This window comes from Faecalibacterium sp. I4-3-84, assembly GCF_023347255.1.
GTDB lineage: Bacteria > Bacillota > Clostridia > Oscillospirales > Ruminococcaceae > Faecalibacterium > Faecalibacterium taiwanense.
Map to the genome: position 1 here is coordinate 173,875 of NZ_CP094466.1, position 21,212 is coordinate 195,086.

The window sequence follows — 21,212 nt, forward strand, 5'->3', positions numbered from 1 at the left end:
GGCAAGAGGTTCCGTGCAAATTTTATGGTTCAGTGGGCGTTTTCCTGCGCCTGCTTCTCGCAGCAGGCCTCGCATACGCCGATCAGCACAACAGCGCAGTCCTGCACATGGCCCTTCTGGTTTTTCACCAGTTTCATTACCTGCTTTTCGTCCACCTCGGCATCGGTCACGCTGCCGCACACGGTGCAGTACAGATGGCTGTGCCAGGGCAGCGTGTGGTCAAAGCGGTCAGCTTTGCCTGGAATGGACACCCGGCGCACCCGGCCCGCATCCACCAGACTATTCAGGTTACGGTATACGGTGCCAAGGCTCAGGCCCGGGCATTCCTTGACCGCAGCATCATAAATTTCCTCGGCGGTGGGGTGGTCGCACAGGTTCTGCACCGTCTGCATGACCAGCTCGCGCTGTTTGGAATATCGCATAACTTCTCCTTTGCTTTCTCCTCATACAAAAGGTCTTGTTCAGACGTTCTCTTCGCCCTTGATCTTTGCCCAGTAGGCACGGGCCGCCTGCTCATTTTTGTTATCGCCAAAGGTGTAATATTTCACGTCCTTGATGGCATCTGGCAGGTACTGCTGCTCCACCCAGTGGTGGGCGTAATCATGGGCATATTTGTAATTCTGTCCCTTTACCAGCGCATCCTCACCGTCGTAGTGCTTGTTCTGCAGCTGGCGCGGGATCGGCCCGGTACGGCCCGCCTGCACATCCGCAATGGCCGCGTTGATGGCATCATGGGCACTGTTGGACTTGGGACTGGTGGCCACCAGAATGACGGCATCTGCCAGCGGGAGCCGTGCTTCCGGCAGGCCCACCATGTTGGCGGCATCAATTGCCGCCTTCACAATGGGGATGATCTGTGGATAGGCAAGGCCCACATCCTCGCAGGCACATACCATCAGGCGACGGCAGGCCGAGGGCAGATCTCCTGCTTCCAGCAGACGGGCCAGATAATGCAGCGCCGCATCCGGGTCGGAGCCGCGCATGGACTTCTGGTAGGCTGACACGATGTCGTAGTGGTCATCGCCCTCCCGGTCATACCGCATGGCAGTGCGGCGGGTGACCTGCTGGATCATTTCCAGCGTAATGTGCTTTTCCCCATCCTCAATGGGAGCTGCCGTCACCGCAAAATCAAGACAGCCCAGCGCCTTGCGCAGGTCGCCGCCTGCGCTCTCGGCAAGGTAGGCACAGGCATCCTCGTCCATGCAGACCTTTGTGCTCTCCCCTTCCGAAAGCTTTTTCAGTGCATTGTGCACCCCACGCTCCACATCTGCCGCCGAAAGCGATTTGAACTCAAACACCATGCAGCGGGACAGCAGCGCATTATAAATGTAGAAGTACGGATTTTCGGTGGTGGATGCAATGAGCGTGACCGAGCCGTCTTCAATGCATTCCAGCAGGCTCTGCTGCTGTTTTTTGTTCAGGTACTGGATCTCGTCCAGATACAGCAGGATGCCTCCCGCACCTGCCAGCGTGCCGATATCCTTGAGCACCGCCTTGATGTCCCCGGTGCCGCAGGAAGTGCCATTGAGCTTATGCAGCGTCATACCGCTGTTTTCTGCAATGATACGTGCCACCGTCGTTTTTCCGGTACCGGACGGGCCGTAGAAGATCATGTTCGGGATGCGTCCGCTCTCGATGGTACGGCGGAACACCCTGCCCGGTGCCAGCAGATGCTGCTGACCGCAGACATCTGCCAGTGTTTTGGGCCGCAGACGCTGTGCCAGTGGTTCGTTCATCGTGTTTCCCTCCTCCCGTACCGAGGCGCGATTCCCCCAGCATTTTTTATAGTATATCGCATTTTGGCAGTAAGAGCAAGGTTTTATCTGAAAATCATTCTCAGATAATTTTTGCCCGCAGTTTACAAAAAACGCAAAACATGGTATTATCGTATCAGCTTTTGTTGATGGGAGTGGATGAAATGCCTGTTCGCAAAAAAGCACCAGAAGACCTTACTGCAAAAAAGGCGCTGGCGCTGGAAGTGATCGACCGGTTAAAAAAAGAATACCCAGATGCCGGCTGTACATTGGATTATGACCACGCCTGGCAGCTTCTGGTCAGCGTGCGTCTGGCAGCCCAGTGCACCGATGCCCGCGTGAACATTGTGGTGGAAGACCTGTTTGCCAAATATCCCAATGTTGCTGCGCTGGCTGCTGCGGAACCCGAAGACATTGAAGCCATCGTCAAGCCCTGCGGGTTGGGACACTCCAAAGCGCGGGATATCTCCGCCTGTATGCGGGTGCTGCGCGATAAATACGGTTGTCAGGTGCCCACCACCTTTGAAGAGCTGCTCGCCCTGCCCGGCGTAGGCCGCAAGAGCGCAAACCTTATCATGGGCGATGTGTTTGGCAAGCCTGCTATCGTAACAGACACCCACTGCATCCGGCTGTGCAACAAGATCGGCCTTGTGGACGGCATCAAGGAACCGCAGAAGGTGGAAATGGCCCTGTGGAAGATCGTTCCTCCGGAAGAAGGCAGCGACCTGTGCCACCGCTTTGTGATGCATGGTCGGGCAGTGTGCAATGCGCGCAAACCAGAATGCGAAAAATGTTGTTTGAAGGATATTTGCCGCTTTGCCCGGGAAACCGCCGGGCAGAGCGCAGAGCTTTAAAATTCAGGAGGTCGAGTATTATGTTTGGTTTTATTTTCAGTCTACTGATCGGCGCTCTGGCTGGTTACATCGCTGGCCGCATTATGGGCAGCGAAACTTCCACCGTGCGCAATATCGTGCTGGGCATTCTGGGCGGTTTTGTAGGCAGTATCGTGTTCGGCCTGATCGGTCTGAGCGCTACCGGCATCGTGGGTGAGATCCTCGTTTCCGTTGTGGGTGCCTGCATCTGCATCTGGATCGGCCGTAAGCTGTTCAACTGATTATTCTTGTGTGCAAGGCTGCTCTTCGAGTTTTTCTCGGAGGGCAGTTATATTTTTGCATCACAGACGATTTGCACCTGTTCTGCCGCAAAATCAAATCTTGACAGCGCACAGGAAGTATGATAGAATATTTCTCGTTGCAGAACATGCAAGAAAATTTTATCTGCTACTGTGGCTCAGCTGGTAGAGCAGCTCACTCGTAATGAGCAGGTCGCCTGTTCGAATCAGGTCAGTAGCTCCAGAAATCCTACGAATTTACGTTTAAAATCGTAATTCCGTAGGATTTTTTTATTTAGTCTCGCAAGTTTTCGCAAAACCGCAGCATAAACCGCAACATCGCCCACAAAACAAGACAAAATAAAACGCCCCGCAACACCATTTCATAGGGCGTTATGCGCATTTTTATGCTTTCTTTTGGACAGGCTCCTTGAGTTCACAATGCAGGTTTGTCAATGATGTGTTTCTGTGATGTTTGGTGTAGCAATTTAACTGTACCACAGAACGACTCATTCGTCTTTTTCACTTTGTAACACATCTATTGTAATCCCATACAGTTTTTATGGATCAATCCATGAAATTTTATTGATAATCCTTCATGGGAGTGGTAAAATATTTTTATATCTCTGTCATTCTGTGCCCCTTCGCGGTAGAGGGAGAGCGCAAAACAGAAAAGACGCAAAAATTGCGGCATCCTTTCCGTGGGTGGGTTTTACAGCGCACACTCTTGCGGGCGGTGATGTATGATCAGTAAGCCAAAGCAGCCAGCCGCAAAACGATGGCTGCCCAAGAAGTGTGAGGAGAAGGATCGGATGAAAACAAAAACATTGCGCCGCCTATTTTCCATGCTTGCGGCACTGGTGATGGGGCTATCCCTGCTCACCGGATGCAGCGGAAAAGATGCGGAACGAACACAGAAGCTGGAAGACGCTCAGACCATTCAGGTGTATCTGTGGAGCACCAGCCTGTACGAAAACTATGCGCCCTATGTTCAGGCGCAGCTGCCGGACGTGAACATTGAATTCATCGTAGGCAACAACGATCTGGATTTTTACAAGTTTTTGCAGCAGAACGGCGGTCTGCCGGATATCATCACCTGCTGCCGCTTCTCGCTGCACGATGCGGCACCGTTGAAGGACAGCCTGATGAACCTTGCCATGACCAATGAGGCGGGCGCTGTGTACAACACCTACCTCAACAGCTTCAAAAACGAGGATGGCAGTGTGAACTGGCTGCCGGTGTGCGCGGATGCCCACGGCTTTGTGGTCAACCGCAGCCTTTTTGAGCAGTACGATATTCCCCTGCCCACCGATTACGCAAGCTTTGCAGCGGCCTGTCAGGCTTTTGAAAAGATCGGCATCCGCGGCTTTACCGCCGATTACGCCTACGACTACACCTGCATGGAAACGCTGCAGGGGCTTTCCGCTGCCGAGCTTACCACCACCGCGGGACGCAAGTGGCGTACTGCCTACAGCGACCCCGCCAACACCGCACGGGTCGGTCTGGACGACACCGTGTGGCCGGGGGCATTTGAGCGGATGGAGCAGTTCATTCAGGATACCCACCTTACGGCAGACGATCTTGCGTTGAATTACGACGATGTGACCGGGATGTTCCGGAACGGAGAAGTTGCCATGTACTTTGGCAGCTCTGCCGGCGTGAAGATGTTTCAGGATGAGGGCATCGACACCACCTTTTTGCCCTTCTTCAGCCAGAACGGCGAACAGTGGATCATGACCACCCCCTATTTCCAAGTTGCCCTGAACCGGGATCTGGAGCAGGACACTGCGCGCCGCGAAAAAGCCATGAAGGTGCTGAACGTCATGCTCTCCGAACAGGCGCAGAACCGCATCGTCTCGGAGGGGCAGGACGTACTGAGCTACAGCCAGAACGTCCCCCTGCGCCTGACCGAGTATCTGAAAGACGTGCGCAGCGTAGTGGAAGAAAACCACATGTATATCCGCATCGCCTCCAACGATTTCTTTGCCGTTTCCAAGGATGTGGTCTCCAAAATGATCGCAGGCGAGCTTACCGCTGCGCAGGCGTATCAGGCCTTCAATGCCAAGCTCCTTGCCGAAGAGGAGCCTGCCGACAACGAGACCGTGCTGACCTCCGGGAAGGCCTATTCCAACGTATTCCACGCAAACGGCGGCAGCGCTGCCTTCTCCGTGATGGCAAACACGCTGCGCGGCGTGTATGGCACCGATGTGCTGCTTGCCACCGCAAACAGCTTTACCGGCAGTGTGCTGCAGGCGGATTATAACCAGAAAATGGCAGCTTCCATGATCATGCCGAACGGTCTGATGTCCCGCCAGCGCACCATGACCGGTGCGGAGCTGAAAGAGACCGTCCGCGCCTTTGTGGAAGGCTGCGAGGGCGGGTTTGTGCCCTTCAACCGCGGCTCTCTGCCGGTGGTCAGCGGCATTGCCGTGGAGGTAAAAGAGGCAAACGGCAGCTATACCCTGACCGGCATCACCCGGAACGGTCAGCCGCTGGGGGATGGCGACACCGTTACCGTGACCTGCCTTGCAACGGAAAAGCAGATGGAAGCGCTGCTCGCGAGCGATAGCGGCACGTCTGCGGGCGAAGATGCGTGGGTAAAATCCACATGGACAGATTACGTTTCCGGCGGCAAGGCAGTGCTTGCAGAGCCTGAAAACTACATGACACTGAGGTGAGCGGGATGGCAGACGAAAAGCACGAATCCAAACGCAGCTGCTATTCCCGGCACAAGTGGCTGCTTGCCGCCGCTGCCATCCTTCTTTTGGTCTTTCTGGCAGCCGGTTTCAGCGTCCGGTACATCTCGTTTGTGTCGCAGACCATCTATCAGGAAAGCACCTCGCATCTGGAAGAGGTACTGTATAAATCCAATAGTATGCTGAAAGAGATGGTGCGCAAAAACCTGACCTATCTGCATCTGTACAACGGCTTTCTGAAAAGCACCTCGAATGAGGATGAAATTCAGGCATATATCGAGGAAGCACAGCAGGCAACCGGATTTGTTGACTTCTACTTTCTTTCCTATGACGGCAACTACACGACCGTGACCGGGGAAACCGGCTACCTTGGCCTGCAGACCAATCTGGACGAAAAGCTCTCCGATGGCGAGGATATCGTCGTGAATACGGCGCTGCCCGGCAAAGCCCCGATGCTTGCGTTCATCTGCCCCGAAACGCAGGGCAGCTACCGGGGCTTTGCCTACGATGCTGTTGCCATCACCTATTATAATGATGCTGTGCTGCGATTGCTGGACAACTCTGCTTTTCAGGGCAATGCCAGCAACTATGTGATCTACCCGGATGGGCGGGTGGTCATCGACAATTCCGTAAACCGCAAGGAAATCATTTACAACTTCATTGCGATGCTGCGCGACCATTCCGACCTTTCTGAGGAACAGATTCTTGCCCTTTCGGATGATTTTGCGCAGGGCCGCAGCGGAAACCTGAGGGTCAAACTTGGCGACATCAGTTATTATCTGGTCTACGAGAATACCGCGGTCCAGAACTGGACGATGGTGGGGCTTGTGCCGGTCAGCATCGTCAATGCCAGTCTGGATAAGCTGTGGTTCCACACGGTGCAGATCGTGGCGAGCATCGCCTTTGGCCTTGCTGTGCTGATCATCCTGCTGATCCTGCGCAGAAGCCATACGACCCTGCGCCGGAAGGACACTGAGATCCTGTACCGGGATGAGCTGTTCCAAAAGCTTTCGCTGAACGTGGACGACGTTTTCCTGATGCTGGACGCAAAAACCTCCAAGGTGGATTATGTCAGCCCCAACGTCGAACGGCTGCTGGGCATCCCGTGGAAAGAAGTGCGGCAGGATGTCCATGTTCTGGCGAACCTGCACCCGAAAGACGACCCGGACCGTGACAAGAACTTTCTGGAGAGGCTTCACCGCGGGGAACAGCGCGAGTGGGATGCGGCGTATATGCATCAGGAGACAAAAGAGCTGCGCTGGTTCCACATCGTTGCCATGGGCAGCGATGTGGCAGGCAGGACAAAATATATCCTTGTCATGTCCGACCGCACCGCCGACAAACAGATAAACCAGGCGCTTTCGGATGCCGTTGCAGCTGCCGAAACGGCCAACCGCGCCAAGAGCACCTTCCTTTCCAATATGTCCCACGACATCCGCACCCCCATGAACGCCATCATCGGCTTTACCACGCTGGCACTCAGCAACATTGACGATAAAGACCGGGTGAAGGATTATCTTGCCAAGACCCTCGCTTCCAGCAATCATCTGCTTTCCCTCATCAACGATGTGCTGGATATGAGCCGTATCGAAAGCGGAAAGATCCATCTGGAAGAAGTGGAAGTCAACCTTTCGGATGTGCTGCACGACCTGAAAACCATCGTCAGCGGGCAGATCTACGCAAAGCAGCTGGAGCTTTATATGGATGCCATGGATGTGACCGATGAGGACGTCTACTGCGATAAGACCCGGCTGAATCAGGTACTGCTGAACCTGCTGTCCAACGCCATCAAGTTCACCCCGGCGGGCGGCACGGTCTCGGTGCGGGTGCGGCAGCTTGCCGGAGCGGTGCGCGGCTGCGGGCAGTACGAGTTCCGCGTCAAGGACAACGGCATCGGCATGAGCCAGGAGTTCGCCAAAAAGATCTTTGAGCCGTTTGAGCGGGAGCGCACCTCCACGGTAAGCCGGATCCAGGGCACCGGCCTTGGCATGGCTATTACCAAAAACATCGTGGATATGATGGGCGGCACCATCGAGGTGCAGACGGCGCAGGGCAAGGGCAGCGAGTTTATCATTCGTGTGCCGATGCGTGCGCAGGCCGAGCACCGTCCGGTGGAAAAGATCACCGAACTGGAAGGCCTGAAGGCACTGGTGGTTGATGACGATTTCAACACCTGCGACAGCGTGACAAAGATGCTGGTCAAGGTGGGAATGCGTGCCGAGTGGACCCTTTCCGGCAAGGAAGCGGTGCTGCGTGCACGGCAGTCCATCGAGATGAGCGATGCTTACCATGCCTATATCATCGACTGGCGCTTGCCGGACATGAACGGCATCGAGGTCACCCGCCAGATCCGCAGCCTGAACGATGATACGCCCATCATTATCCTGACCGCCTACGACTGGTCCGACATTGAGGTGGAGGCAAAGGCTGCCGGTGTGACCGCCTTCTGCTCCAAGCCCATGTTCATATCCGACCTGCGCGAGACCCTGATGAACGCCATCGGACAGACACAGACGGATGCGGCGCAGGAGCTTCTGCCGGAAAAGAACACCAACTTCAAGGGCAGGCACATCCTGCTGGTAGAGGACAACGAGCTGAACCGTGAGATCGCGCAGGAGATCCTGTGCGAGTACGGCTTCCGGGTCGATACGGCGGAAAACGGTGCCGTGGCGGTGGAAAAGGTAAGCACTGCCGCACCGGGCAGCTATGATCTGGTGCTGATGGATGTGCAGATGCCGGTGATGGACGGCTATACCGCCACCCGGCAGATCCGCGCACTGGATGACCCTGCACTGGCAAAGATCCCGATCCTTGCCATGACTGCCAACGCATTCGATGAAGACCGCCGCAATGCCTTGGAAAGCGGCATGACCGGCTTTTTGTCCAAACCCATCGTGATCGGCGACCTTGTGCAGGAGCTGCGCAAAATTTTGTAACAAGCCGCCTGTCAGGCATAAAAAAAAATAAAGCACCCGCAGCAATTTGCTCACCGGAGATTCAAAACCTCTGTGGCGTTTGCTGTGGGTGCTTTTGCTTTTGGGTGCTGTTTATTTCAGTACATCTGCAAGGACCTGCAGCAGGTGCGGAATATCCAGCGGCTTTGCAATATGGCCGTTCATACCGGCCTGCAGTGCGTTCTGACGGTCTTCCTCAAAGGCATTTGCCGTCATTGCAAAGATGGGGATGCCAGCCTTTGCGGCATCCGGCAGCGCACGAATCTGCCGCGTTGCCTCGTAGCCGTCCATGTTGGGCATCTGGATGTCCATGAGGATCAGGTCATACTGTCCGTCTGCCGCCTGCTTCATCTTCCGGACGGCGATCTCGCCATCCTCGGCAGATTCCACCTCAAAGCCCGCTTCCTTCAGGATCTCCACTGCGATCTCACGGTTCAGCTCGTTGTCCTCCACCAGCAGGATCTTTTTCCCTTTGAAGGCCTCCGCGTTCCGCTGCACCGGCCTGCAGTCAGGCTCTGCACCGAACGGCTCTGCCAGCACTCTGCGCAGCTCCGAGAGGAACAGCGGCTTTTCGCAGAAGGCGGTAACACCGGCAGCGCGAGCTTCCTCTTCAATATCGGCCCAGTCGTAGGCGGTCAGGATGATGATGGGGCAGCTTTTCCCAATCACCTTGCGGATCTGCCGCACGATCTCGATGCCGTTCATATCGGGGATCAGCCAGTCGATGATGTAAACGCTGAATTCATCCCCCTGCTCCATGGCATACCGGGTGCGGATCACCGCTTCCCTGCCGGAGATCGTCCACTCCGGCCGCATCCCGATCTTGGACAGCATGGTGCTGACGCTCAGGCAGGTGTCGGTATCGTCGTCCGCCACCAGTGCCCGCAGCCCTTCCAGCTGCGGGAGCTGCCTGAGCTCCACCTTTTGTCCGCTGAGCGCAAAGCAGAGATTCACGATGAACTCGCTGCCCTTGCCTGGCTCGCTCTCAATGGCGATGGTGCCGCCCATCAGGTCCACAATGTTCTTGGTGATGGACATGCCGAGGCCGGTGCCCTGAATGCCGCTGACGGTGGAGTTTTCCTCACGGGTGAACTCCTCAAAGATGTGCTTCTGGAATTCCTCGCTCATGCCGATGCCGTTGTCCTTGATGCGGAACTCATAGCAGGCCCGGCCCGCAGGCGCACCGTTTTTCTCAGCAATGCGAATGCTGATCATGCCGCCTGTGGGAGTGAACTTGATGGCATTGGACAAAATGTTCAGCAGGATCTGGTTCAGCCGCAGCGGGTCGGTGATGATATCCTCGTTCTCCACATCCATGGTATCAATAAAAAGCGACAGCCGCTTTGCCGAAACATTGGGCTGAATGATGGAGCGCACATCGTGGACGAGGTCCGGCAGATGCACCGCTTTTTCCTCGATCTTTACCTTTCCGCTCTCGATGCGGCTCATATCCAGCACATCATTGATGAGGGAAAGCAGATGCTGGCTGGAGGTGGAGATCTTTTTGAGGTAGTCCAGCACCTGTTCCCTATTGTCGATATGGGTCGCAGCCAGCGAGGTGAAGCCGATGATGGCGTTCATGGGGGTGCGGATATCGTGGCTCATATTGAACAGGAACTCCCGTTTGGCGCGGTTTGCCGCCCCCTCGTGCTGAAGCGCGATCTCCAGCTTGCGGTTCTGTTCCTCCAGCTGGGTCTGGTACTTCCTCTCCTGCTCTTTTTTCTGCAGCTCCATCTCCTGCACGGAGCGGCGGCGCAGCAGCTGAAGGATCATTACAAGCAGGATGTAGCCGACCAGAACCGTCAGGATCAGCAAAAGCGACTCCCGGAAGATTATTTTTTCATCCGTGTACGCATAGAGATCGAAGGATCTGCCATGGCAGAACATCCCGAAATAGCAGCCGGAGCCGTTCCAGTCCCGGGTATGGGTCAGCTTCTCTGCGGCCCCGGCTTTGCGAATTCCCTGCGCCAGCGGACTGCCTGCAACATCCTGCCCAATCAGCTCCGGGCGGTTTGCGGCAACGACCTGATTGTTCTGCACGATGAACAGCGTGCCGCTGGTTTCTGCCGGGTAGCCATCCAGTATGCTCTGGATGGACAGCGCCGTTTCCTCCACAAATTCCGCCGGGGTGTACCGGTAGGCAAGCAGGAGCAGCTCTGTGCTTTCTGCCCGGTGCGCCGCAACATCCACAGCAGAGCCATCTTCCAGCAGGACGCGCTTCACATAGGTCTTTCGCGGGTAAGATAAAACGTCCAGAACAGCGTCATTTTTCAGCCGGTCGCCAAACCGGTCATAGCCGATGCCGTTGGTCGTGGACTCGCACCGGAGCGTGCCATCCGGTCCCAGAACCGAAACGCCGGTGAGCCAGAGCTTTTCTGCCTGCCTGTTCAGGCACTGTGGGTCGGAGAGATCGAGGGCAGTGTCCTCTGCCAGCTGATGGACTGCGACCGCCGTGCGGCGGAGTGCCTTTGCCGTGATGGTATCGTTGTGCTTTTCAAAGCTGGTGGACTGGGATTTGACAAACTCAAGGGTCTGGCAAAAGCGTTCCTCTGCTGTGCGCATTGCCCGCCAGCTGGAGAAAAAAGCAACACCGGCCATCAAGAGCACGCCGATGATCAGATAGGCTGTCCATATCCTTTTATCCGGGGTGGTTCTGTTTTTACGCGCCAACGGTGTCCACCTCCAGATACTGCGAAGCATTTTCAAGGTATCGGCCAACGATCCGCTCCAGCGTGCCATCCGCGCGCATCTGCGCAAGGGTATCGGTCAGCTGGCTGTCCAGCCCGCGGGTGTCGTTCTTGGCAAAGGCGACGCCCAGCCCGGTGACCAGCAGCGGTTCCTCCAAAATGCGGAACTCCACATCATTGTCCTTCATGTATTGCAGGATGGCCATCTCATGGGCGGCGATGGCATCCACATAGCCGCAGGCCAGCATTGCATACTGCACGCTGCGGTTTTCGATGCTGAGCACCTCCACCGTCTGCGGGATGCGCGGGTCGGAGCCGCTGAGAAAGATCTCCTCCGGCTTGCCGGTGCTCTGCACGGCGATGGTCTTGCCGGTAAGGTCGCTGAGGAATCGGATGCTGCTGTCGGCATCCACCGCAACCACCTGACGGCTCACCATGTAAGGCCCCGCCCAGCGGTATACCTCTTCGCGTCCATCCATGGAAAAGCAGCCCCAGATGCAGTCGATGGCGCCGCTTTCCACAAGATTTGTTTTTTGTTCCCAATCGATCGTTTCAAACCGGGGAGCATACCCCATGCGGCGGAACGCCTCGGTGGCGATCTCCACATCGATCCCGGTGGGAACACCGTCATTGTTCAGATAGATATAAGGTGGATAGGTGTCACTTCCCACAACGATTTGTGCAAGACCGCTGTCTTTCGCTTCCTTTTCTCCGCAGGAAGTCAGACTGCTTACGGCAGCAGCTGCCGCCAGCAGCGTGCATCCGTTCAGGAATGCACGGCGTGAGATTCTGTGTTTCATTCGGGCTTTTTATACTCCTGTTTTGATTGCATCCGCAGCTCAGTTGTGCTGCTGTAATTCTTCTTTCAGGGCAGCTTGGATATCCGTCAGGCATTGCAGCAGAAGCGGGTTGAATGCTCCGCACTCACCGTTCAGGATCATCTGCACGGCTTTTTCGTGGGAGAAGGCTTTTTTATAGCAGCGTTCGCTGGTCAGCGCATCGTATACATCGGCCAGCGAAACCAGTTGTGCGCTGATGGGAATTTCATCGTCCTTCAGCCCATCCGGGTAGCCGCGCCCATCCCAGCGTTCGTGGTGCCAGCGGGCGATCTCGTAGGCGGTTTGCAGCAACGGCTGCTCGGCAAATTCATCCAGATCATGCAGCATCCCGGCTCCAAGCATACTGTGGGTCTTAATGATTTCAAATTCCTCCGGGGCCAGTTTTCCGGGTTTATTAAGAATTTTTTCGTCAATGCCAATTTTTCCGATGTCATGCAAGGCGGAGGCCAGCGGGATCATATCCTGCTGTTCCGCAGAGATCGAGTACCTGTTGCTGACCCCCAATAGGCAGTGGAGCAGCATTTCTGTGATGATACGAATGTGCCGCACATGGGCACCGCTTTCGCCGTTGCGGAATTCTACGATATGGCTCAGTACACCCACCAGCATATCCGTATTATTCTCACGGGCGCGGATCTGGTCAGAGACCATCTGCACCAGCCGCCGCTGCTTGGCGTACAGCTTGATGGTGTTGGTCACGCGGCGGTATACGATGCGTGCATCGAAGGGGCGGTTGACATAATCACTTGCGCCCAGTTCGTAGGACTTCCGAATTGCAGCGTCGGAGTCCTCGCTGGAGATCATAATGACTGGGGTATCCTCGATGGTGTGGTTGACATTCATGGCTTTCAGCACTTCAAAGCCGTTCATGACCGGCATATTGATGTCCAGCAGCACCAGTGCAATGTTTCCGGCTTCTGCCTGCAATTTTTCCATGCATTCCTGCCCGTTTTCTGCTTCCAGAATATGGTAGCTATCTCCTAAGATCTCTGCCAGTATCATGCGGTTCATTGCAGAGTCGTCCACAAGCAGGATCTGGGATTTTTCCTGCAAAAGCGTTTCCCGTGTGGTCAGGCTATGCCCCGGAACCTCCACCATGACGGCATTTTTGCGGCACTTTGCCTGATACATCAGCCAATCTGCACGACGAACGATGTTTTTCATAGGGTCGGCGAGGGACTGTATCGTTCCGCCAATGCTCAGCGAGATGCGGAAATGCGAACAGCCGGGTACGGATGCCATCTGCACGGCAGTGCGGATCTGTTCCAGTTTGGTTTGCAGGAAGTCTCCCGGAATGCCGGGCAGGACCAATAGAAACTCATCCCCGCCGTAGCGGATGAGCAGGTCCGACTCCCGGATGCAGGACTGAATGGCGTTTGCTGCCGTTTTCAGTGCCATGTCCCCGGCGTAATGCCCATAGGTGTCGTTACAGATCTTGAAATTGTCCACATCCAGCAGTGCGACACCCGCCGGGCCGATGGTCTTGCGGACGACCTCTTCGTAATAGCGGCGGTTGTAAGCACCTGTCAGAGAATCCCGATAGAGTTCTTCTTTGAATGCCCGCTCCCGTGCAGCACGCTGCTTGGTGGTTTCGTCCATCAGTGTTTTCTGATTTTCGGTCAATTGTTTCAGCGTTTGCTCCGCTGCGGCAAGAGCGGCTTCCTGTTGATGAAGTTTTTCCAACAGCTGCTGCTCACGCGCTTTGTAATATTCCTCGATCTCGGAAAGTGTATTCACGTTCTAATCTTCTCCTGCATCATTTACATCGTTTGTGTGCTTCCTCTGCGGAAACGCGCTTGTCCATGCCGGCTTCCCTGCTCTTCTGCATATCCTCAAGGAAGGCATTGGCGGTCATGGCAAGGGTGGGAATGATCCTGCTCAGCGGGTCAACAATGTTCTTGGTGATGGCCATACCAAGGCCGGTGCCCTGCACCTTGTTGGTGCCGGAGCGCTCCTCGCGGGTAAAGGGGTCAAAAAGGGTCTTCTGGTAGGCCTCGCTCATGCCAATGCCGTCATCCTGCACCACAAAGCGGTATCGGGCGTAGTGCTCGTTTCGGGGCAGCTCGTCCACCTCAAACCGGATATGCCCGCCGGTGGGCGTATACTTGACTGCGTTGGAGAGGATATTCATCAGCACCTGATTCAGACGGTTGGGGTCTGCCAGCACGTTTTCGTGCTGCAGATGGGTGTTTACCGTAAAGGTCTGGCGGCGCTGGCCTGCCTGCTGGCGGATGATGCGGTCAAGCCGCTCCTTTGCCTCCGCAAAGGAAGAACCGTGCAAATAGGACATCCGGGAGTCGTCCGCAGTCAGCGAGCTGGAAACATAGACCGTAAGGGTGCATACATCCGGTAGGTCGCCCGCCGTAAACATATTCTGTAGGCAGGTAGTGGGGTGTTATCGCCGCTGTACGGCACGATCTCAACATTCACTTCCGGGTAAACGCTGTGAACCTGCTCGATAAAGGCTCCTACCTCCATATACGGTGCCATAAAGGTAACGGCTTCGTGCGCATCGTCTTCTTTAGCCGTTTCGGTCTTACCGCCGCCGTGGCTGTCAGCACACCGGCGGCCTGTCCGCATGGGCTTTGCGCCGAGCTTCCATAAAATAACATTATTATTGTACCATTGCAACAAAAGTGTTTCAAGTTGTTTTTGAAGGCTTTTACATACGAAAGAACTTTTTATATATGATTCTGCCTTTTGCATGGCATAAAATGCAAAGCGACCTATTGAGGAAATAATCGTAGATGGTTAGCATGAATGGAAAAATGTGCAGGTTCATCATCAACACTAAACCACCCAGTGTGAAGAAGAACTTTTCACATCCGGCGGCTGCGTGGATCAGCTGCTGCCAAAGGCCCTTTTTCTGCATAAACAAGATCCAGCCCATGAAGGCAATATAGGCCATGCCGACACCGAGATGACTGAGTATTATCTCCATGTTCAGGAATCCATTCGGCAGAGTGCGATTCAGTTGTTCAGTGAGGCGTTTTCGGCCTGAAAATTGGACGGAACGACACGAATTGGACCAGATAAAATCGTTGGCATTGTGGTCAAAATTGTGGTCAAAACCAAATGAGGTCGGCCCACAAACAAAAAAATCCAACGATTTCTAACGTGAAATCGTTGGATTTATGGTCCAGCAGAGCTGGACAAATCCGAACTATCTCCTTCTACCCCATCAGCCGTCAAAGTGTCCTCAAACCGGACAGTTTGGGTGCCATCCTTGTAGTTGAACGTAATCAGCATCCGGTCATCGTACAGAAAAATGGCATTTACAAAAATTTCGATCAGCGCTTTTCTCTGCTTTTTCTGCGAAATATCGAACTTTCTAAATTTCATCAGCCAGAATCGGATGAAATCCTCATTGAAGCTGGGCTTCTTCAATTTTTCATCTGCAATTTTTGCAGTCAGCTCATCTTTCTGGTTCTCCAGTGCTTCCAGATGCTCTTTCGTTGTCCGGGTGTACAAGCCGTCCTCGATAGCCTTCATCAGGTTGTCCAGCTTTTTGTTGACCTCTCGCAGTTGCTTTTCCAGCAGCGGGATCGTGGTATTCTCCTGATTCTGGACATCCATGATCAATTGAACGATCTTGTCGATCACCGCATCGTCCTGAATCAGCTTCATGGTTTCCCGGACGACCAGATCTTCCAGCCAGTCCTTCTGCACGGTCTTTTTGTTGCAGCCCTTGCGCCGTTTGACGTTGGCGCATTTATAATAATAGTAGGTGCGTCCGGTGGCGCTGGTTCCGCTTTCGCCGAACATCAGTGCACCGCACTTACCGCAGAACAGCTTGGTGGTCAGCAGATATTCCTCGTCTGCCTTGCCACAGGCAGGGGCACGCTTGTTCTTATCCAGACGCTTCTGCACCCGGTCAAACAGGTCTTTCGGAACAATAACCGGAATTGCATCCGGCACAACGATATCCCGGAAAGACAGTTCGCCAATGTACCGGCGGTTCTTCAGCATGGTGTTCACGCTACTGTGGGTCATTTTGCCGCCCAACATATTGCGGACACCCTTGTCGTTGAGGAAGTTTACGATCTCCACCATTTTATCGCCGTTGTCATACCGCTGAAAGGCTTCCAGCACCAGCGGAGCAGTCAGCGGGTCAAGATGATAAAACTTGTCCTCGTCGATTTTATAGCCAATGGTTCCCGTACCGCCAGTGCACTTACCCTTCAAAGCGTTCTCGGTCTGACCACGAATCACCTTTTCGGACAACTCTGCCGAATAGTATTCTGCCATGCCTTCCAGCAGCGTTTCCACCAGAATGCCCTGTGAGCCCTCGGCAATGGGTTCCATAACGGAGATCAGGTGGACATCGTTCTTTTTCAGGATCATCTTGTAATTTGCGCTATCAAAACGATTCCGGGCAAAGCGGTCAAATTTCCAGACGAGAACAACATCAAACAGCTTCTTGCCGCTGTCTTTGATCATCTGCTGGAACTCCGGGCGATTGTCTGTTTTGGCGGAGAATGCACGATCAATGTAGTGTTTGATGACCGTGATACCGTTTTTTTCCGCATAGGCCGTGCATTCCCGAATCTGCCCTTTGATGGATTCTTCACGCTGGTTGTCCGATGAATAGCGGGCATAGATCACGGCGGTCATGCAAACACCCCTTTCACTTCATTCTCCGCAGGCGGCGCACAAGGTCAGATGCACTGTACAGCACACGAGCCACCGACACGGTATCCTCGCCCACGATGTAGAACACCGAGTAGTTGTCCACCAGCATCTGCCGCAGCCCTTGGGTGCGCTCCGGTTCGCTTTCCACCAGCGCACAACGTTCCGGCAGGATGTTCAGCGACTGGATGGCTTCTGCAATACGGTTATACTGCCCCATAGCCGTGTCAGGCTCCAGCAGACGGTCTGCAATGTAGCTGTAAATCTGCTCCATATCGCTGAGGGCTGCATGAGAAATTTTCACGTCATACTGCTTCATCTGTGCTGTTCCCTGAATTGTGCGAATGCGCTTGCGGCATCCACGGTATCACCGTTCTGAATCTCCTTGATGCCTACCTGCAAGGCTGCATGGAGCTGATCATCAGTCATGGTATCAGCGTTCAGAGCCGTAGGAGCTTTCGGCAGGGACAGCGAGAAGGGAATGCCGCCAGTCATGGTAATCTGGCGCAGGTACATATCAATGGCAGTTGCCATCGGGATACCAAGCTGCTTCAGCACATCCTCGGCCTGCTGTTTCACGGTGGGGTTGACACGGAGATTGAGTGTCATCGTTTTTTCCATGGTTATCACCTCAGCTTTATTGTAACGCATTTTACGTCACTTTTCAATAGGGCTTATTGATTTCTGCGGGCTGCACAAAATTTGCCGAAAAATTTTGGTACTTGCCCAGATGGACATCGTTCACCCCCAACTAATTTTAAACCTGCGATTCTCGTCCTTCTATAGCAGTTTGCGTTTTTAATGCACAAGCAACATCCGCAAACTGCATATCGCAAATATACCGTGTTGATGGGCACTATTTTTGAAAATTGCGATAATAATTGCTTATTCCTCCCTTCCATTCCGTAAAAAAGCGCAAAGGCGGCCATCTGCACCCATGCAGACAGCCGCCTTTGGTTTTTATGCTGTATTCTATTTCTCAGTCTCTGAAAATCTTATCCAATTCCCTTTCCATGGTGCCCGCCTTGGCAAATTCCAGCGTATCCGCCTGACGGATATGGTGGGCGGTGATGCCGTGATCCTTTGCAAAGCCCAGAATGTAGCTGATGGCAATGCGGTAGATGATCTCAGTCGGCGCAAGCCCATAGACCTGTTTGGCAAAGATATGCTCCAGCCGGGCGTTGTCGTCCGGAAAAGCCTGCCGCATCTTCTCGCTGCGGTAGAGCCGCTTGACGATCTCCGTAATGTACAGACCAGACTTCATGTAGGGGTCGAGAAAGGTCTTGCCGGGGTCATCGAAGCAGCCGGGGTTTTCCTGCTCCAGCAAATCCACCATCTTTTTCACCACCCATCCTCTAACATTTTCTGATTCCACGCTTTCGGTGTAGAGCCCGCATTGAACAAAAACCGTGCCGGGTGAATCAATTCTACTTTATCTGCCACTTTATAGGTTTCATCCATAAAGAGATTATAGACCGGTGGCGCATACGTTCCATTATCGCCAAGGGTTTCATCCTGATACGGCGGGTTTCCGATGACATAATCAAACTTCATGCTGGTACTCCTTTCCTGAATGGTTTCAAAGTTCTGGGTCGTTCCATGGCCACCCTTGCGCCAGTTTTTCACTTTGCAGGATACCGTGGGCGGCTGCTCCTCTGCCGCCTCGAACATGGAGAACAGGTCAAGCTGTTCCGCCTCCGGCTGGGGCTTGCCGCCGGGCACGGAGAGGTGCAAACCGTCCATCTGCCACAGGTTCCAACTGATGTTTTTGGCGATGGTTTGCAGCTCCTCTTTTGTTGGCTTGCGCTGCCAGCGGGCTTGCAGATGCTCCGCAAAGGTCAGCAGCAGGTTGACCCGTGCCAGCAACAAATTATCGCCCTGATACTCGTAGCCGTAGGTGGACTGCACCGCATGGGTGGCATATTTGCGCCACTCGTCCTCGGTGGCGGCGTTCTCGCTTACCACACGCAGCTTGCGGTCCAGAATGCCAATGCGCCGGGCTACCGGGATCATCTCGCCGGTGGCGGCATCGTACCGGGACGCCAGAAAGGGGGCTTCGCCGCAGGTCACCTCCAAGCGGCGGCTCTGCACATACTGCACCCATGCCGGGGCTCTGCCCCCGCAAGCCGGGAACTGCACCGGCGTTTCCACCGTCTGCCAGCCTTGGGGCAGTTCCACCGTGAACTGTCCAGCGGTCTGCTCTGCCCCCAGCGCACCGAACCAGTCGGCATCCAGTGCGTTGTTCATCTTGTTGCAGACCCATGCCGGGCTGAACACCTCGCCTTTTTTGCGGGTGCGCTGCTGCTGAGTGTCGGTCTGTTTCATCATCCGGGGCAGCACCACCTCGTAGTGGGTCAGCCCGAGCTGCTGGGTGGTGATCTGGGATCTATCCGTGACAGGTTCGTACATCACCGTTTGCAGTTCCTCCGGCGGGTCGGTTGCCCAGATGATGTTTTTACCGGTGGAGCGATCTTTTAGAAGTGTATCCAGCACCGCCTGCACTTCCGGTGCGTGAAAGTCGATCAGTTGTTCCAACGGGGATTCCCTCGCTTTGCCTTAGCGTTGTGGCGGAAGTGATAATATTCTTAGCATTTCCAGCCTATACTAATAAGTGTCTTATCACTTTCAAGGCAAATTAACAAGATTCTCGGCGCTTTTTGCCAAAAGTGATAAGAAGTATCTATACTTATGGCAAAGAAAGGCGGGAAAAGGATGATTGGAGCACGATTAGCTGACCTACGAGATTGGAATAACCAAACACAGGAAGAACTCGCCAAAGCCCTTAATGTTGCAACTTCTACCATCCGTAGTTGGGAGCATGAAAAGAGTTCCCCAAACCACGAGATGCTGATTGCCATCTGCAAGCTCTACGGCACCTCCGCCGACTACCTTCTGGGCTTGACCGACATCGACCCCTCGGACGAAGCCCGCAAGCAGCGCCAACGCCTGACCGAAGAAGAACAGAACGAGATGCACCGCTACGAGGAATATTTGCTCTGGAAACGCAAAAAATAAGCCGCCCAGCAAGACCGTAAGGTCGCTGGGCGGCTGTTGTTATATGTATCAATGATTTTTTAAGGCTTTTCGTATTTTCCCCATATTATTTTTCAAATCACGCCGAATATCTTCATCCTGCCCATATTCTTCTTCGGCGTGTTCAATATAAGTAAAATAATTTCCTCGTTTGCTCTTTGCACCATGTTCAGAATAAAGCGTATACAGACCAGAAAGATTGATATGATTTCCTTTTCCAGTATACCCTCCTGTTTTTGCAATATTTTTTGCCTTTCTGTACATCCGATAATAGTATTTAGCCGTTGTTTTAGAACGGATAAACACTTTCTTTCCATCGAACGAAAATCCCAAGAAATTGATAAACTTTTTACTATCGTCTGCATCTTTAGAAACCGCTTTTCCGATATTCTCAACTTCTTTTTCTACATAACGGAAATATTGCGTTTTGCTTGGCTCTAGTATCAATCTTGGCGCACTGGCGATAAACTCTCGCACTTCTGAAAAAACATTCAAAACTTGACCTTCCGGTCTATCTGGCAACACTACTATAAAATCATCGCTATACCTCATATAGAATCCTTTATATTGTTCTATAAGGTCATGGATTTTCCTATCAACTTCTAACATATAGAGGTTTGCCAGCATTCCGCTGATTGGCGATCCCTGTGGAATTCCGTAATGATTTCTATTCGATTGTATATGAGAACGATTGTTTTTATATTGCTCTGCTGTCAATACCCTTGATTGCTTATTGAGCGCACGATGGCCTGCTTTGTTATCTTTCAGCGCATTTATTTTCAACAAGTCCGTCAATTCCCATTGACTAAACAATGTGATGTTCTTAAAAACATTATAATGGTCCTTCGGCAGTCTTTCACATCCCAGTAAAGAGCACCATTGTTTTTTCAAATAAGCATGATCTAAGTTATCAAAGAAATGCGTAAAATCGCCAATCATCACATAGCAGTTCTCTGTTTTACGGATAAAATCGTAGGCAGCTTTGGAGAATTGAATATTGCTCTTTCCTAAATTAGTACGATAAGCAACAGCAACATCAGAAATCCTATCACTAATTGTTCTCTCATTATACAATTCATTTAAAATGTGACTGTAATACTGATAAATACACCGATCAATATGCGCTGCATAACAAATATCACGGGTTTTAGGAACCAGTCCTTTTTCTTTATTAAATTTGCTCATATCCATTTCATAGTGGATAAAGGGGTAGAAGCCGTGCATTGCAACAGATTGCGGATTCGAAACGTAATCTGTTACATGACCAATATCAGTTTTTACATCAAAATGTGCATAATACCGTTTGATTTTCCGAATAGTTTCTTTATCACTCAACCAAGCATCCATCTTCAATTCCCCTAAAATGCAATATCCACCGGCACGAGGAATAGCGTCTCTAAGCCGGTGGATATACGTTTGACGTGGTTACCCCTATTACCATAAAGGGTTTTCAGAGTTTCCAGCTATTCTGTTAGCGCAATCATCAATTATGGTATAATCGACGAGGAG

Annotated in this window: 18 protein-coding genes and 1 tRNA gene; 6 read left to right on the top strand and 13 right to left on the bottom strand. The window is 53.2% G+C overall.

The genetic code is table 11. The features are described from left to right. Nucleotides 1-29 precede the first annotated feature (29 nt). Together MTP41_RS00925 and MTP41_RS00930 are read right to left on the bottom strand one after the other, a co-directional pair. Complete coding sequence (locus MTP41_RS00925) at nt 30-422, bottom strand: Fur family transcriptional regulator (RefSeq protein ID WP_097777727.1); 393 nt, start codon at nt 420-422, stop codon at nt 30-32. A 39-nt stretch (nt 423-461) separates the two neighbouring features. Beyond that, on the bottom strand, nt 462-1,736 hold the full coding sequence (locus MTP41_RS00930; protein WP_249235979.1) for a replication-associated recombination protein A: 1,275 nt from the start codon (nt 1,734-1,736) through the stop codon (nt 462-464). A gap of 182 nt (nt 1,737-1,918) precedes the next feature. Here MTP41_RS00930 and MTP41_RS00935 point away from each other — a divergent pair, with 182 nt between their 5' ends. The 5 genes from MTP41_RS00935 to MTP41_RS00955 all read left to right on the top strand — a co-directional run bounded on the left by MTP41_RS00935 (nt 1,919) and on the right by MTP41_RS00955 (nt 8,497). After that, a complete protein-coding gene (locus MTP41_RS00935; RefSeq protein WP_044953658.1) occupies nt 1,919-2,608 on the top strand; it encodes an endonuclease III domain-containing protein in 690 nt (229 codons plus the stop codon). 20 nt (nt 2,609-2,628) lie between these two features. Then, nucleotides 2,629-2,868 carry a GlsB/YeaQ/YmgE family stress response membrane protein gene (locus MTP41_RS00940; protein WP_005941717.1) on the top strand — a complete coding sequence of 80 codons (240 nt, stop codon included), beginning with the start codon at nt 2,629-2,631 and terminating at the stop codon, nt 2,866-2,868. 165 nt (nt 2,869-3,033) lie between these two features. Then, nucleotides 3,034-3,109 (top strand) — tRNA-Thr (locus MTP41_RS00945). A 568-nt stretch (nt 3,110-3,677) separates the two neighbouring features. Further along, nucleotides 3,678-5,543 carry an ABC transporter substrate-binding protein gene (locus tag MTP41_RS00950; RefSeq protein WP_249235980.1) on the top strand — a complete coding sequence of 622 codons (1,866 nt, stop codon included), beginning with the start codon at nt 3,678-3,680 and terminating at the stop codon, nt 5,541-5,543. 5 nt (nt 5,544-5,548) lie between these two features. Further along, entirely contained in the window at nt 5,549-8,497 is a 2,949-nt protein-coding gene (locus MTP41_RS00955) for a hybrid sensor histidine kinase/response regulator (protein ID WP_249235981.1), read from the top strand. A gap of 111 nt (nt 8,498-8,608) precedes the next feature. Here MTP41_RS00955 and MTP41_RS00960 read toward each other — a convergent pair whose 3' ends face one another. The 10 genes from MTP41_RS00960 to MTP41_RS01005 form a co-directional block, all read right to left on the bottom strand. Further along, on the bottom strand, nt 8,609-11,185 hold the full coding sequence (locus MTP41_RS00960) for a hybrid sensor histidine kinase/response regulator (RefSeq protein ID WP_249235982.1): 2,577 nt from the start codon (nt 11,183-11,185) through the stop codon (nt 8,609-8,611). Continuing rightward, complete coding sequence (locus MTP41_RS00965) at nt 11,175-12,002, bottom strand: substrate-binding periplasmic protein (protein ID WP_249235983.1); 828 nt, start codon at nt 12,000-12,002, stop codon at nt 11,175-11,177. Before MTP41_RS00965 ends, MTP41_RS00960 begins: the two co-directional genes overlap by 11 nt. A gap of 39 nt (nt 12,003-12,041) precedes the next feature. After that, entirely contained in the window at nt 12,042-13,778 is a 1,737-nt protein-coding gene (locus MTP41_RS00970; protein WP_120020199.1) for a diguanylate cyclase, read from the bottom strand. Nucleotides 13,779-13,797: 19 nt separating this feature from the next. Beyond that, nucleotides 13,798-14,331, bottom strand: coding sequence for an ATP-binding response regulator (locus tag MTP41_RS00975; RefSeq protein WP_249235984.1), 534 nt, complete (start codon nt 14,329-14,331; stop codon nt 13,798-13,800). Nucleotides 14,332-14,703: 372 nt separating this feature from the next. Beyond that, on the bottom strand, nt 14,704-14,982 hold the full coding sequence (locus tag MTP41_RS00980; protein WP_249235985.1) for a hypothetical protein: 279 nt from the start codon (nt 14,980-14,982) through the stop codon (nt 14,704-14,706). 191 nt (nt 14,983-15,173) lie between these two features. Further along, nucleotides 15,174-16,655 (bottom strand): recombinase family protein, encoded by a 1,482-nt coding sequence (locus MTP41_RS00985; RefSeq protein WP_249235986.1) that lies wholly within the window; start codon nt 16,653-16,655, stop codon nt 15,174-15,176. Between the two features lie 13 nt (nt 16,656-16,668). Beyond that, the gene (locus MTP41_RS00990; protein ID WP_112090862.1) at nt 16,669-16,989 is read right to left on the bottom strand and encodes a type II toxin-antitoxin system RelE/ParE family toxin; all 321 of its coding nucleotides are present in this window, start codon (nt 16,987-16,989) and stop codon (nt 16,669-16,671) included. Further along, nucleotides 16,986-17,291 carry a type II toxin-antitoxin system RelB/DinJ family antitoxin gene (locus MTP41_RS00995; protein WP_097777721.1) on the bottom strand — a complete coding sequence of 102 codons (306 nt, stop codon included), beginning with the start codon at nt 17,289-17,291 and terminating at the stop codon, nt 16,986-16,988. The genes MTP41_RS00990 and MTP41_RS00995 overlap by 4 nt, the downstream gene beginning before the upstream one ends. A gap of 358 nt (nt 17,292-17,649) precedes the next feature. After that, nucleotides 17,650-18,015 (bottom strand): hypothetical protein, encoded by a 366-nt coding sequence (locus MTP41_RS01000; protein WP_249235987.1) that lies wholly within the window; start codon nt 18,013-18,015, stop codon nt 17,650-17,652. Then, nucleotides 18,012-19,205 carry an Eco57I restriction-modification methylase domain-containing protein gene (locus MTP41_RS01005; protein WP_249235988.1) on the bottom strand — a complete coding sequence of 398 codons (1,194 nt, stop codon included), beginning with the start codon at nt 19,203-19,205 and terminating at the stop codon, nt 18,012-18,014. The genes MTP41_RS01000 and MTP41_RS01005 overlap by 4 nt, the downstream gene beginning before the upstream one ends. 153 nt (nt 19,206-19,358) lie before the next feature. Between MTP41_RS01005 and MTP41_RS01010 the strand changes: the two genes are divergently transcribed. Beyond that, nucleotides 19,359-19,685, top strand: a complete 327-nt coding sequence (locus MTP41_RS01010; protein WP_249235989.1) for a helix-turn-helix transcriptional regulator — start codon at nt 19,359-19,361, stop codon at nt 19,683-19,685. Nucleotides 19,686-19,733: 48 nt separating this feature from the next. Here the strand turns inward: MTP41_RS01010 and MTP41_RS01015 are convergent, their stop codons facing one another. Further along, nucleotides 19,734-21,050 carry a reverse transcriptase/maturase family protein gene (locus MTP41_RS01015; RefSeq protein ID WP_097777720.1) on the bottom strand — a complete coding sequence of 439 codons (1,317 nt, stop codon included), beginning with the start codon at nt 21,048-21,050 and terminating at the stop codon, nt 19,734-19,736. Nucleotides 21,051-21,212 lie beyond the last annotated feature (162 nt).